Origin of the sequence: Sphingobacterium sp. UBA2610 (assembly GCF_002339225.1) — a bacterium.
GTDB classification, from domain to species: Bacteria; Bacteroidota; Bacteroidia; order Sphingobacteriales; family Sphingobacteriaceae; genus Sphingobacterium; species Sphingobacterium multivorum.
Genome location: NZ_DDKA01000013.1, coordinates 40,497 through 54,085, shown reverse-complemented (window position 1 = coordinate 54,085; position 13,589 = coordinate 40,497). Strand labels below are relative to the sequence as shown.

General features: G+C 37.2%; 18 protein-coding genes. 10 read left to right on the top strand and 8 right to left on the bottom strand.

The window, feature by feature from the left end; genetic code table 11:
- Nucleotides 1–72: 72 nt before the first annotated feature.
- The 3 genes from B4Z47_RS09150 to B4Z47_RS09140 form a co-directional block, all read right to left on the bottom strand.
- Nucleotides 73–810: a metallophosphoesterase family protein gene (locus tag B4Z47_RS09150; protein ID WP_286727250.1), complete on the bottom strand. Its 738-nt coding sequence runs from the start codon at nucleotides 808–810 to the stop codon at nucleotides 73–75.
- A gap of 192 nt (nucleotides 811–1,002) precedes the next feature.
- Nucleotides 1,003–1,764 (bottom strand): SDR family NAD(P)-dependent oxidoreductase, encoded by a 762-nt coding sequence (locus tag B4Z47_RS09145; protein ID WP_286727248.1) that lies wholly within the window; start codon nucleotides 1,762–1,764, stop codon nucleotides 1,003–1,005.
- A gap of 93 nt (nucleotides 1,765–1,857) precedes the next feature.
- Entirely contained in the window at nucleotides 1,858–2,772 is a 915-nt protein-coding gene (locus B4Z47_RS09140; protein WP_070565164.1) for a helix-turn-helix domain-containing protein, read from the bottom strand.
- 166 nt (nucleotides 2,773–2,938) lie between these two features.
- Here B4Z47_RS09140 and B4Z47_RS09135 point away from each other — a divergent pair, with 166 nt between their 5' ends.
- From B4Z47_RS09135 to B4Z47_RS09105, 7 genes are all read left to right on the top strand, one after another.
- Nucleotides 2,939–3,364 (top strand): organic hydroperoxide resistance protein, encoded by a 426-nt coding sequence (locus B4Z47_RS09135; protein ID WP_046671710.1) that lies wholly within the window; start codon nucleotides 2,939–2,941, stop codon nucleotides 3,362–3,364.
- A 3-nt stretch (nucleotides 3,365–3,367) separates the two neighbouring features.
- Entirely contained in the window at nucleotides 3,368–3,736 is a 369-nt protein-coding gene (locus B4Z47_RS09130; protein ID WP_070565167.1) for a DUF1304 domain-containing protein, read from the top strand.
- A 12-nt stretch (nucleotides 3,737–3,748) separates the two neighbouring features.
- Complete coding sequence (locus B4Z47_RS09125) at nucleotides 3,749–4,384, top strand: nitroreductase family protein (RefSeq protein WP_046671708.1); 636 nt, start codon at nucleotides 3,749–3,751, stop codon at nucleotides 4,382–4,384.
- 48 nt (nucleotides 4,385–4,432) lie between these two features.
- Nucleotides 4,433–4,864 (top strand): MarR family winged helix-turn-helix transcriptional regulator, encoded by a 432-nt coding sequence (locus tag B4Z47_RS09120; RefSeq protein WP_046671707.1) that lies wholly within the window; start codon nucleotides 4,433–4,435, stop codon nucleotides 4,862–4,864.
- Nucleotides 4,865–5,034: 170 nt separating this feature from the next.
- Nucleotides 5,035–5,748: a 2OG-Fe(II) oxygenase gene (locus B4Z47_RS09115; RefSeq protein WP_286727244.1), complete on the top strand. Its 714-nt coding sequence runs from the start codon at nucleotides 5,035–5,037 to the stop codon at nucleotides 5,746–5,748.
- 10 nt (nucleotides 5,749–5,758) lie between these two features.
- Entirely contained in the window at nucleotides 5,759–6,019 is a 261-nt protein-coding gene (locus B4Z47_RS09110; RefSeq protein WP_070565173.1) for an Ada metal-binding domain-containing protein, read from the top strand.
- Nucleotides 6,020–6,251: 232 nt separating this feature from the next.
- A complete protein-coding gene (locus B4Z47_RS09105; RefSeq protein ID WP_139144961.1) occupies nucleotides 6,252–6,584 on the top strand; it encodes a hypothetical protein in 333 nt (110 codons plus the stop codon).
- Nucleotides 6,585–6,608: 24 nt separating this feature from the next.
- On the opposite strand, the gene nudK is transcribed toward B4Z47_RS09105, so the two are convergent.
- From nudK to B4Z47_RS09085, 4 genes are all read right to left on the bottom strand, one after another.
- Nucleotides 6,609–7,190 (bottom strand): GDP-mannose pyrophosphatase NudK, encoded by a 582-nt coding sequence (nudK, locus tag B4Z47_RS09100; protein ID WP_046671704.1) that lies wholly within the window; start codon nucleotides 7,188–7,190, stop codon nucleotides 6,609–6,611.
- 105 nt (nucleotides 7,191–7,295) lie between these two features.
- A complete protein-coding gene (locus B4Z47_RS09095) occupies nucleotides 7,296–8,135 on the bottom strand; it encodes a helix-turn-helix domain-containing protein (RefSeq protein ID WP_286727241.1) in 840 nt (279 codons plus the stop codon).
- A gap of 31 nt (nucleotides 8,136–8,166) precedes the next feature.
- Nucleotides 8,167–9,396, bottom strand: a complete 1,230-nt coding sequence (locus B4Z47_RS09090) for a hypothetical protein (protein WP_286727240.1) — start codon at nucleotides 9,394–9,396, stop codon at nucleotides 8,167–8,169.
- A 498-nt stretch (nucleotides 9,397–9,894) separates the two neighbouring features.
- Nucleotides 9,895–10,791, bottom strand: coding sequence for an SIR2 family protein (locus tag B4Z47_RS09085; protein ID WP_070565187.1), 897 nt, complete (start codon nucleotides 10,789–10,791; stop codon nucleotides 9,895–9,897).
- 725 nt (nucleotides 10,792–11,516) lie between these two features.
- On the opposite strand from B4Z47_RS09085, the gene B4Z47_RS09080 reads away from it, so the two are divergent.
- The 3 genes from B4Z47_RS09080 to B4Z47_RS09070 are packed head-to-tail and all read left to right on the top strand — an operon-like array spanning nucleotide 11,517 to nucleotide 12,652.
- On the top strand, nucleotides 11,517–12,011 hold the full coding sequence (locus B4Z47_RS09080) for an N-acetylmuramoyl-L-alanine amidase (RefSeq protein WP_115049765.1): 495 nt from the start codon (nucleotides 11,517–11,519) through the stop codon (nucleotides 12,009–12,011).
- Complete coding sequence (locus tag B4Z47_RS09075) at nucleotides 11,998–12,375, top strand: hypothetical protein (RefSeq protein ID WP_046671699.1); 378 nt, start codon at nucleotides 11,998–12,000, stop codon at nucleotides 12,373–12,375. Before B4Z47_RS09080 ends, B4Z47_RS09075 begins: the two co-directional genes overlap by 14 nt.
- A complete protein-coding gene (locus B4Z47_RS09070) occupies nucleotides 12,332–12,652 on the top strand; it encodes a hypothetical protein (protein ID WP_286727238.1) in 321 nt (106 codons plus the stop codon). Before B4Z47_RS09075 ends, B4Z47_RS09070 begins: the two co-directional genes overlap by 44 nt.
- Nucleotides 12,653–12,996: 344 nt before the next feature.
- Here B4Z47_RS09070 and B4Z47_RS09065 read toward each other — a convergent pair whose 3' ends face one another.
- The gene (locus tag B4Z47_RS09065; RefSeq protein WP_046671697.1) at nucleotides 12,997–13,569 is read right to left on the bottom strand and encodes a hypothetical protein; all 573 of its coding nucleotides are present in this window, start codon (nucleotides 13,567–13,569) and stop codon (nucleotides 12,997–12,999) included.
- Nucleotides 13,570–13,589 lie beyond the last annotated feature (20 nt).

Here is a 13,589-nt window from a genome sequence, read left to right as displayed (position 1 = left end):
AGGAGACCCTCTCTTTGAAAATAATGCAGAGTATATGTCGGGGATTTAGCTATTCTAGCAAATTGACAATGATTAAAGTGTATTATTCGCAAGTAAAAAGTCTCCGTAGAAATCGGGGATATTGCTGTCGTAAATTGCATTTGCGACAGCTGTTATTGGGTAGTTTACTTTAATGATCTCGGCATTAATTTCTTTTTCAGATAAGGTTATTATTGTGTAAGTTGCTTTTCTGTCTTTTTCTTTACTACGTCCGACGGAACCACAATTGATAAACAAGACATCTCCATCCTGTTGAATATAAGAATGGTGTGTATGTCCCATCACCAGAATATCAATCGCTTTTTGCTTTAATTGAGTTGATAGAGCGCATTTTTGGGTTGATTCATTGATGTATTCGTCATTGCTTTGGAGACTGGCATGGACAAGAAGTATTTTCCTAAAACTCGTTCCAAGTTTGAAGGTTAGTTCAATGGTGTAGGGTAATGTTGCTAGCCATTTTTTATGAGGGGCCGATATCTCCTTCTTACTTAGCTTGATGGCGATTTCTCGATTTGAAGTCTCTATTACATCATGGTGTGGTAAAGGGATAATGGCTTCGTCAAAAGCAATTCTTTGGTCATGGTTTCCCAGTAGACGTGGAATGTTTTTTTCTTGTATTCTGTCAATGACTTCATTGCCCCAGGGAGCGAAATCAACAAGATCACCTAAGCAGTAAATTTGTGTTAATCCTTTATTTTTGATATCTGTTAATACCGCATCCAATGCAATTAAATTGGCATGAATGTCACTTATTATGGCAAGTTGTATCATATTCTTATGCTACAAACATAATCATTCGGATAGTCAGTCAACGTACACTTTAAGAGGTAAAGAAGAAAATGATAATAGCATTATAATTTTTATTCTAAAAGAGGAGGAACTGGATGGGATTGGTGAAGAAATACTGTTAAATAAGCACATATCGAATAGGCTCAGATATGTGCTTATTTAAGTGATACGTTACTAAAGATTCATCCCGCCCGATACTTCAATGCGTTGTCCGTTGATCCATCTTGCATCTTCTGTACAAAGGAAGGCCACCACTCCACCGATATCATGGGGTACACCAGCACGTCCTAAAGCTGTAACAGCTGCAATATGCGCATTTGTTTCTTTGTTATCCCGCACCTGCCCGCCACCAAAATCAGTCTCGATTGCGCCAGGAGCAACGACATTTGCTGCAATACCTCGAGGACCGAGTTCTTTGGCAAGATACCTCGTGAGTACCTCGATTGCCCCTTTCATCGAGCCATAGGCAGATGATCCCGGAAATGCAAAACGGGCGAGGCCAGAGGAAATATTGATAATACGTCCGCCATCATTCAAATAGGGAAGAGCTTTCTGCGTGAGAAAAAATACCCCTTTATAATGGATATTATAAACTGTATCAAATTGTTCTTCTGTGGTTTCTATAAAGGGTGCATATAAGGCAGTGCCCGCATTATTGATCAAAAAATCAAAATTAGACTTTCCCGTTTGTTGTAGCAAATGTTGCGTAACCCGTTCAATAAAGCCATTAAAGGACTGCACATTTCCTGCATCCAATTGGAATGCAGCTGCATGTTGCCCTAAAGATTGTATCGTAGCAACCACATGATCCGCTTCCTCCTGATTGCTATTGTAGGTTAAAATGATATCGATTCCTTTTTTTGCAAGGCTAACAGCCATGTTTCTACCTAAACCACGGCTTCCGCCTGTTACCAATGCTATTTTGTTTGTAGCCATTTTAATTTGTTTTAAAGATTCAATAGCACAAAGATCCGCCGAAAAGTTGAGCCTTTCCTTGCGAAATGCAAATGGATGTTTGCGAAATTCAAATTATAACGTTTGGGAACGAAAAATGTTTGGGGCAAAGCTGGTTTGCTTTTTGAAAAAATTGGAAAAATGGGCGATCTCCTCAAAGCCAAGTGAATAAGCAATCTCAGATATATTCCAATCGGTTTGTCGCAGTAAAATTTTTGCTTCCTGTGTGACTCTGGCTGCGATGACATGGCTGGTTGTTTTTCCAGTATTTTCCTTTAAAATTTTATTCAGGTGGTTGACATGTATGGCCAGTCGTTCCGCAAAATCATTAGCTGTTCGTAGTTGTAGGCGTTGCATCGGAGATTCAAGTGGAAATTGTCTTTCTAGCAATTCTACAAATAATGAAGTAATCCTATTGGAGGCGTTGTGTGTAGGATTTGTTATACTTTTGGGTTGCAGCTTTTGGCCATAATGGACGATTTCAAGCACATAATTTCGCAACAGATCGTATTTAAAAACGTAATCTGAAGATAGCTCTTTATTCATTTTTAGGAAGATTCCCTCTATTTCAATGCGTTGTTCTTCTGATAGTTGGAAAATCGGAAGGCCGCCTGGTTGAAAGATCGGCAAATCATCTATGATCACACCACTTTTATTCCTTGCCAGAAATTCATCGGTGAAAACGCAAAAATAACCTTTTTGATGCTCATCTTTCGGTATCCAATGGTAAGGAACCTTAGGAGTAGCAAATACAAGTGCCGATTCATCGATTTCGATTACTTTGTCGGCATATTCGGCTGTGTTTTTTCCTGTGATTAAACTGATTTTATAATACGTTCGCTTATTGTAGGGCATGATCGGTTTATCTTTCAACTTAGCGGCAAGTTCCTCATAACTGAACACATTAAAATGACCAATCTCTCTTGCGATCTCTTTTGGGATACTCGCATTGATCTCCCGATAAAATTGTTCGATGGAAGTTGTTTTCATTTAAGCCCTATTTGCAATAATCAAATGTAGTGCTTTTAGATTACATTCGGTAACAATGTACTTTTTTTGAGATTTTGCAATTCTCATTTTAATGTAAATTGCAAAATTATATTTTGCACAACATAAATCCTTGCCATACATTTGTACAAACAAAACAAATTAAAATATGAAAACGTTATATAACATCGGTGCGACCGCCAAGGGAGGACGAAATGGTCAGGTAAAAAGCGAAAATGGTGTATTGGATTTAGCTGTTCGTATGCCAAAAGGTCTAGGAGGGGCCAATGATGATTATGCCAATCCAGAGATGCTTTTTGCGGCTGGTTATGCGGCATGTTTTGATAGTGCCTTGAATTTAGTGATTAGATCAGAAAAAGTAAAAGCGGGCGAAACTTCGGTAACAGCCCATGTGAGTATCGGACAATTGGATAATGGTGGTTTTGGTTTGGCTGCAGAATTACATGCAAATATACCTGGTGTAAGCCTGGAATTAGCGCAACAATTGATTGAAAAAGCACATCAAGTTTGTCCCTACTCAAATGCAACAAGGGGTAATATGGATGTCAAATTGACGGTATCAACTAACGAATAATATATGAATTATATTGCCAACGTGCTTACAGCACTCGTACTTTTAGAACATGTATACATTGTATGGATGGAAATGTTTGCTTGGGAAACTGCAGGAAAACGTAGTTTTGGAAAGGCTCTTCCGGCAGAATTATTTAAGCCAACGAAGGGGCTTGCTGCAAATCAAGGGCTCTACAATGGCTTTCTGGTTGCAGGTTTAGCCTGGTCTTTTTTAATCAATGACCCCATCTGGAGTTACAATGTATGCCTGTTCTTTTTAGGATGTGTCCTTGTTGCCGGTGTTTTTGGCGGAATTACAGCGAGCAAAAAGATATTTTTTGTACAAGGAGTTCCTGCATTGTTGGCGTTGTTATCCGTTATTCTCTTAAAATAAAACTATAATTATATGTCATTAATAGAAGATTTACAATGGCGTCATGCTGTGAAAGCATACGACCCGACAAAAAAAGTTAGTCAGGAAAATGTAGATAAAATCGTTGAGGCTGCACGCTTTGCACCTACTTCTTCGGGTTTACAGCCATTTAAGATATTGATTGTTGAAAATCAGGCATTGAAAGAAGAACTGGCAAAAGGAGCACTAAATCCAGACTGTATGCGTGAATGTTCACATGTGCTTGTTTTCGCTGCCTGGGATCGTTATACGGAAGAACGTATTGATAAAGTTTATGATTTTACAACGGATGAGCGGGATTTGCCAAGGGGACGCTTTGGTTCTTATACGGACAAGTTGAAATCTATTTATTTGAGTGAAGCTGCCGAAAGAAATTTTGCACATACTGCAAGACAAACTTACATTGCTTTAGGTTTGGCGTTGGCTCAGGCAGCTGAACTTCGTGTCGATTCCACACCCGCCGAGGGTTTTGATAACCAAGTCGTGGATGAGGTTCTACAATTAGAAAAGCATGGACTAAAAAGCGTTTCATTGATGTATGTTGGCGTGGCGGACTCTTCGAGAGATTGGATTTCGACGATGAAGAAGGTTCGGGTTCCTAAGGAAGAGTTTGTTGTTGAATTCAAATAAACCGCAAACAACTTTTTCAATCCCTCAGAAACTCAATATATTTGCAAGATGGATGATTTATTAAAATTAGACAAACAACTCTGTTTTTCCGTGTATGTGCTACATAGAGAAATTATGCAGCAATATCGAACTATTCTTGAAGAGATTGACTTGACCTATCCACAGTATATCACGATGATGGCTTTATGGGAGAATGATGAGCAGACAGTAAATCAATTGGGGGCTAAGTTATTTCTAGATAATGGAACGCTTACACCACTATTGAAGCGCTTGGAGGCTAAAGTTTTGCTTACACGAACACGAAGCAAAGAAGATGAACGCGTCGTGAAGATACAGCTTACAGCACAAGGATTGCAATTGAAGGAAAAGGCGAGCTGTATTCCCATGCAGATTTTTGAAGCCCTTAAGCTCGACTATACTGATATGGTTCAGCTTAAAGCTTTGGCAGAAAAAATCGTGAATAATGTTGGGAATAGCTAGTTTTTATACGATATGAAATCAAAAAAGGATTAAATACACCTGCCTGTATTTAATCCTTTTTTTTGTGCTATGGATTGTCTTGAGCGATACATGTTCGCGTTCCTTTTATTATACATCATATTAGCATATTTCGGATTTTTTCATAGGACTGTAATGTGGAGATTCGTGGTATGGAAAATATCATTCAAAAGATAGAAGATCTAAATTGGCCTTTGATTACCGAAGAGATGCATAAACATGGTTATGTGGTTATACCAAACCTGTTGACAGCTTTACAATGCGATCTATTAAAAAAAGGGTATAGCGATTCGACGCTCTACCGTAAAACTGTCGTTATGGAAAGGCATCGATTCGGATTAGGGGAGTATAAATATTTTGACTACCCACTACCTGAGTTGATTCAAACGATTCGATCTCAACTTTATCCCTATCTTGCCGTCATTGCTAATACCTGGTTTCGTGCGCTGAAAATCGATATATCATTTTCATTGAAACATGAAGACCTTTTGACGGATTGCCGTTTGAAAGGACAAGAAAAAGCAACAGTATTGATTTTGAAATATGGTCAAGGAGGTTTCAATACGCTACATCAAGACTTGTATGGAGCGGTTTACTTTCCGATGCAGGTGATTTTGATGTTAAATGAGCCAGGAGTCGATTTTATGGGCGGAGAATTTGTATTAACACAACAAGTTCCGAGGGCTCAATCAAAGGCAATTGTTTTGAAACCTAAAAAAGGTGATCTCGTTTTATTCGCAACAAATTTTAGGCCTGAGAAAGGACGAATGGGATATTTTAGGGTTAATATGAAACATGGAGTGAGTGAAGTCACGGCCGGTGAACGCCATGCGTTGGGTATTATTTTTCATGATGCCGAGAAATAAATCCCACACAATGGAATGGCATAAAAATATAACAGATGCTTCATTGCGCGCCAAGATTCGAGCGGGAGAAATTCAATTTGGTGGCAATGAAAAGCTAAAAATTTATGGATTGCTTTGCTGTATTTCGGGAAAACGGATGAAGCGGGAGAACAGGGTCTTTTTTTCCACTGAGCAAGAAGCGCTAAAACATCATTATCGCCCTTGTGGGCACTGCTTAAAAGCGAACTACGTTGAATGGAAGGAAGAAAATAAAAGATTTGATAAAGTGTAGTTCGCATTAAGTTTGATTATATAGAGAATCTAAGTAAATCAAATTTGGAAAAAGAATCTTATGTCAAATTCCTTGTATATTGTTGAATTTTGTGTTTATCTTGAGACGGGATTAATTATCGTAGATCAAAAGAAAAATGCGTTTATATTCGATTGCTGTTTATTTTATTTTTTCGACTCTGCTGTTGATAAGCTGTGAAGAGGGGAGGCGAGATCCTAAAGTATTGAGTTATATGGCTCATACTGAACGTGACAGTGCCCGTTTGGATCTTAATCTTTTTGAGAGCCGTTTTCATGGTAAATTGTTCTTTTATAGACCTGGAGGTGAGGTTGATTCGGGAGACATTCGCGGCAATATCCAAAAAGACACTTTACTTGGGGACTATTATTATACGCCATTTGGCTGGGGACAGAAAAAAAGAAGACCCTTTGCTTTATTAAAAAAAGGGTCTTTGTATATTTTAGGTACAGGAACGGAGCAAGTGTATATGGGAATTCCACATTATATACCTTCAACCATCAATTTCCAAGACCCAAAGTTTATCTTTGAGAAAGTTAATCACTAGCCTCTTATCATCTAAATTAGGCGTCTACAGTATATTTTTTAATCGAATATATTGTAGTAGCATAATGGTTTTTCCATCTTTGATTTCACCTGTATCAATCATATGTAGTGCTTCTTCGATATTGATTTCTAGAATTTCAATATGCTCTTCCTCTTCTTCTAAACCACCGCCATCGCCAACTTTCATGTTATTGGTGTATTCTGCTATAAAAAAATGTAGAATTTCAGTTACAGAACCTGGAGACATATAAGCTTCAAAGATCTTTTTTGCTTCCTTGATCTGATAGCCTGTTTCTTCTTCTGTTTCCCTCCGTATACAGTCGTGGGGAGAATCTTGATCAAGTAGACCTGCACAAGCTTCGATAAGCATGCCTGACTCATTCCCGTTGATGTAAGTTGGTATTCGAAATTGCCTTGTTAATATGACTGTTTGAGCACTGGTATTATAGAGTAAAATGACGGCTCCATTGCCACGATCATAAGCTTCTCGACTTTGTTGCTGTACCGTCCCATCGGGTTTGCTGTATTGATAAGTCACTTTTTTTAACGTGTACCAGTTGTCTGATAGAATTTCAGTTTTTACAATTTTAATATCTTTTATTGCCATTTTTAGCGCGTTAAAGTCAAAAGATAAAAATAAGAATTGCAATCCAAACTAAGCAGGAAAAACTAAGAGAAGCTTTGATGAATTTATACGAAGTATTGGTGAATCTCAGTCCGTTCTAAATTGTTTTGGATTCAGACCTGTGTGTTGTTTGAAGAAATTAGAGAAGTAAGGAGAGTCGACGAAACCAAGTTTGAACGAAATTTCTTTGATAGATAGATCGGTTGCTTTTAACAATCGTTTTGCTTCCAAGATAGTTCGTTGTTGAATAAGCTGGCTCGGAGATACTTCGAGCTTTTGACGGCAGATTTTAGTAAGGTGCGGAGTTGATATATTAAGTTGTTTCGCATAGAAAGATACCGACTTCTCATGCTGAAAATGGATGTCAATTAACTCTTGCAACTTTAAAAGACGTGGATTGGAGTCATTATTTTGTTCATTTTGTACTATTTTCTGTACCTCTTTGCTTATTATAGATGCGACGACAGCTGTGCGAGAGTAGATAATTGCAGGAACGCAATTGTGATCCTCAAGTTCTTTTCTTATTGCATTAAATTCATAATAAAGCAGAGCAAATGTTTCGCTAGAGAGTGAGATAACAGGAGTACGTTGATAGTAAGCAAATGAAAAATGGAAATTGGGCGAAAATTTCTCGAAGTGTTCCCTATCGACCATCAATTGGAAACCAGTTGTATTGGCCCCTAATTTCCAACTATGAACTTGCTTTGGAAACAGGATATGGATTTGATGACGATCAATATGGTAATCTTTAAAATCAATCGTATGAACACCTTCTGCTTGGTCAAAAAGTACCAATAAAAAAAAATGATGCTGGTGTGGACGCGCTATATGATGTTCACCACGTAATTCCGAGTATAAATATCCTTGATTACCTGCAAGCTGGTCTTTTCTAAATTCTTGAATATCTATTGTTGGAAATAACTCCATCGAAATGACTTTGAACCTAAATATAACTATTTTATTTTAAACCATCTTCCAATACCTGTTTGCTGATGGTGAATTCACGATAGCCAAAGGCTCCGGATTTATAACCAATTACGGCGCCAAATTCAATGCTTTTTAAGGAAGATGTCTTTGGGAATACAGAAGAGCGGTATACATTGGCCGCAGCTAAAGGTTTTTCGAATACACGAAAGTGTATACCATCCTTTGAATAGGCGAGATAATTCATATCTGAGGTAAATCGGTCGACGTTTCCAATTGCCAGACATAAAAAATAATATCCATCAATATAGGAACCTTGCAGATGCCAAGTCGAATACCCCTTGCTGAATTCTAGCCAAGGTTTGTTCATAAATTCAACTTTCTTACTGTCGCGATATGCTGTAAAATCTAATCCATTTGTAGAAATACGCGATAGGATATTGGTCATAATTGGTGCTTTGTAGCTAGGCATGAAATCCACTTCGTAACTGGTCGTTAAATTTGTCGAATTTCTCACAAATGTTGGTGAAGGGATATGGTTATCTTGGAAAGATGTAGGTTCATTACTATTATACACGAGTTCCAGCGGTGTCCAGTCAATCCCATTTTTTGATGTTTGTCTTACAATAACACGTTCAGCTTCTTCATTTAATTTTTTATCGTTGTTTGCGCTTTTGGCGCCCCATTTTTTTAAAATTTTGCTTGAGAAAAAGCAGCCTCTATAATATAGTTCGAATTCCTCACCGTTGAAATTCCAGTCTACATCGGACCAATAACCTTGATTGGGGCTACCATCTTTTTGGATGAAAGAATCTTCTAGTGCCGGACGTCGTTGAATAGGATTTATTAATCCAGCCGGAGTAATCCATTCTTTTCCATCATTAGAAACTACCACAGTCGGATTTTCATAGAGAGAGGCGGTACGGTCTGACCCGATTATGCCAAAATATGGCGTAAATACCATCCAATATTTGTATCCTTTGAAACCGGCAGGGAAATATTCAACATCTGGGTGGCAATAACTCGCGCTATTGCCAGAGATATCGCGTATCCAGCCTGGGAGTTCTTCGCCGGGTTGGTTTGCATTGGCAATTGTATTAATTTTTATTGAACCTAGGTCGCTTGTGAAACCTGTAGGGATGGGTAATTTATCTTTTTCAATGACTTCGGGATCAGGTGGTACAATTCCTGGATGAATATCTCTTTTACAACCAATAAATAACAAAAATCCCAAAAAGAAATAGGCAATTCTCTTAAATGACATATAGATCAATAAAAATAAAATATGAATGATAATCCCTTACGGTTTTACTTTTCCTGTTAATCTTAGCTAAATGATAGCAAAAATGATTTATTTTTTTTATTTCTCAAAATCAATTTAATAAAATACTTTATATGTTGTAAATATTTGGTTTTCTGATTTATAAGTGTCTTTTTGACTTGTGTCGATGGAGGCTGTTCCCGGCTTTATCCCCCTGTTTGATCCATCAGTTGGTAAAGGCCTGATTGCGTAGTTTCACTGACTTTGGTCGCCAATCATTTTCAGCATGAAATAACGGTTGCGTAAGGATGTCTCATTATTTGGGGCTCGTTAGATGAAATAAACTAGTGGATAATGTGCCTAATTAGCTTGCTGTTCAGATTTTGGACGATTCACCAAGCTTTCAATGCTTAATGTAAATTTATTTTGTTTGGCAACGCGAAATTCTTTTTCAATTAATGAAATGATAACAAGCTAGAAATCTATAAATTGCTTTGAGGTTCAACTTAATATTTTGCTGGATAACCTATATTTTTTTTTGATGTTGGCGAGGACGTTCTTGTAGTATTTCGTTTTATCGGTTTCGTCAATAACAACAATTTCAACATCGTTTGCTTGAAGTAATTGCATTTTATCTTTGGAGAGTGCGTACCATTTTTTTGTTGTATAATAGAAAAGTTTATTTTTAATAAAGGTACTTCGTCTATAAAACTTATTTCTGGCGCGGTAGGTTAGCAACCACCAAAGGTCTATTTCTACAAAATCAAGCGATAGACCTAGGATATGGATATCCTGCGTGAAAAATAAGTCAATCCAGGATTGGAGTTTAGTATCTTTTTTTCGACTTAATCTTTTAATTAATGCAGCCTTGTAGACTGTTTGCGAATTATAATTTGTCCCATTAACGACATAATCCCTCATTTTTTGCAATTGACCACAGTAATGTTCATAACCGAGGTTAATGGAAGAGGGATTTAGGCAGTCGCCGTGGATGTGCCAATAGTTCGTGTTGCCGATTTGGTGTTTACGAAATACACTGTAGGTTGTTTCACGGATAAGGCCAGCATTTGCTGTTGCGGTTTCTCCTTCTAAACTGAATTCATAGTTAGTTGTGATGATATTTTCGATCGAGAGATCCCGAATTAATTGGTGGATTTCATTTTGATTGATTTGAGAGACACAATCCGATATATAGCTTTTAAGTTCTCTTTCATTAATATGCTTTTCTCGAATTGCGTTAAGGAATATTTCCTCATACAACATAGGGAACGGTTTTTGTCCATTTTCCAATGAGCTAACTTTATACTTTTCTTTGATGTTGTGTAGCAAATCACTCCAGCTTATCCCTGGTGAAATATTATTAATGTCGTTCCCGACTAATAAAGCAAACTTGTTCATTGTATTGTAAATCAAGATTTACGTCTGTAAAGTTAAATGAAGATGTCAATCGATCGCATCTTTTGATATAACATTTAATCGATTGAATTTAGATTTCTTCCATACGAATTTAATAAAAAATCGAAGGATTTTGTACATGACCACAGCGACGAAAGCGTTCTTAATCTCATTATATACCGCATGGAAACAATGTGATGTAAATTGAAACTTCTGTAAAAAATGGCTACGTCATTGCGATGGACGGATCAGTCAAATATGTTGGTTTTATTCGTCAAAAAAGGCTAGGCGAACCAACTTCCTAGCCTTCACGGTATAACTCATCCTATGCTATAACAAACAAATAACAAAGGAATAGAGGAAATGTTTGATTCTCTTCAAGGATGGTCTGTTGTGATATGGCTTGACAATGATATCACGGTCTTGGCAACATATTCCCATAAATTATAGTAGTATTTTGTTGTGTTATTCTCGCTTTTAAGAGTGCTATGAAGAGCAAGTCCTGTTAAGCTCGCTTTTGGTGTATACATACATCGATGAAAATTTTGCACAATATTCGGTATCTGTAACCTACCGCTTACATCCAGCTAATAGTGCGCTTCACTGCGCAGGATCACGCTTAACTTTGTATAAAATAGAAGCTAAATAACTCGTAATAAAGTGTGTTTCCCTTCTCTCAATACAAGTTTTTTAGTGTAAGACAGATTAATTCATAAAAAAATCGTGATATGGAAATTAAAGAAAACAAACTTATCGGTGTTTCTTATAGAGAAACACCAAACAAAGGTGGGATTATTAAACCCGTTTATATTATTATGCATTACGACGGTGCGTCCAATGCTACAAGTGCAATTGATTGGATGACCGATTCCCGGAGCAAGGTTTCCGCTCATCTTCATATTAGTCGTGATGGTATCATAACGCAATTGGCGCTTTTTAATACAAAATGTTGGCATGCAGGCCTTAGTACTTGGGCCGGTCAAAAAGATTTGAATAACTGTAGCATTGGAATCGAATTGCAAAATAAAGGGATGGAGAGTTACACTGAAAAGCAGATCAATGCGGCAATAGCAGTATGTAAAGCAATTATCCGTACTTATCCGATTCGAGAGATTTTAGGGCATTCGGATATTGCACCTGGAAGAAAGGAGGATCCAGGGGTACAATTTCCCTGGGAAAAATTTAAACCGTTAACAAAAGGAAGTTATAATGGAATTACTTGAGATTTTAGAGAAATTGATTATCCCTGTAGCGACAGCTGTAGGGGGGTATCTTGTTGGAAGGCCTAAGCAGCAAGCCGAGGTGGAGGCGACAAATGTTGAGAATGCCGGAAAGGTAATTGAAAAATGGGAAGGCTATGCCAATAGGTTAGAGAAAGATATTGAGCATTTACGGACGATCATTGAAGATCTTAATGAAGGGTTACATTTGGCAAATGACGAACGTATGTCTTGTGCTAAGACTTTAGCGGATTTGCAGGTAAAATATGATGATCTTATGAAACTTTATAATAGGCTACAGATTGAATTAAAGCGCGTTAAAAATGAAAAATACACTACAGATAATCGCAATGCTGCTACTGGTTAGCAGCTGCGGTTTGTTTAAAAAGGTTGAGAAAACCAATGCATCACAAGAGTTTGGCATCAAAGAAAAAAATACAGAGTCTGCTACTATAGCACAGAAGACAGGACATATACAAGTTGTTGGATTAGCTAAAGAGGCTTTGGTAACAGATGAATATGTGATGCAAGTTGAAGGTGAGGGGATTCAGATTATGCAGGATGGCGTTGTTCAGCTACATAAGGGAAAGTCTATGCGAAAAAGGAACATTATTCTGAAAAGCTGCAGCTTGAAAGAAGGTTAAATACCAATTGGAAAGATCACAAAGCAAAAAGTAGTCAGCAAATTGAAACGAAAACGGAGCTAACTAAAGAACAATCAAAAGAGGTTGCAAAACCAGCAGTGTCAAGTCTTCTTTATTTTTTAATGGGGTGCAGTATATTGGTCGGCTTGATTATTTGGTGGATAAATAAACGTAAGTTGATCAGAATTTGGTAGTTACCCATTAAAAAGATCGTTACCATTATATTTTAGTAAAATTCAGTAAATAACACGAAATAGTCCTTGAGTATAAAATTCAAGGACTATTTTGTAGAGCTGGATACAGTTGCTGAATGAGCAGAGCTGCTGTGATTGTATAAAATAATATTAATCCCCATCGAAATGCCGGTCAATAAGGTAATAATTGGCAATCTGTTTAATCTCTTTTTTGAAATCACGATAGAGGTCAAATTGATTGCAAGCACAGATGATAGATTTCTGTAATGTGTCATTGTTTATTTTTAAGTAAGGACCAAGTTCCTTGTATATGCTACTTTTTACTTTTGTTTTCAGATTATTTAATTTTTCCGGCTGAAAGATACGTAGAACAACGGCGATAGCTTTGTAACGATGCTGTATGTCCTTGTAATTGATATATTCGCCCATAATCTGCTGAGAAGGAATGCCCACAAATTGACAATAACAGTCAATTACTTGGCTGATTTTGGAAAGATCAGATTCATAGATCTTATCGATGGATTTTAGTATCTCGGGATGATTTTCTTTTAAGAAACTCATGATGAATGAATAATATAATGTGTTCATACGTTGTGAACGATTTTTGTCGGTTACTATACTGCTTTCCTCTTTTCGTAAAATATTGCTGGTTTTTTGTAGTTGATAATAATCCACTGTGTATACAATGGGCTGTCTGAGATGTTGTGACATGAGCTGTTCCATTTTCTTTTATCTTTAAGTAT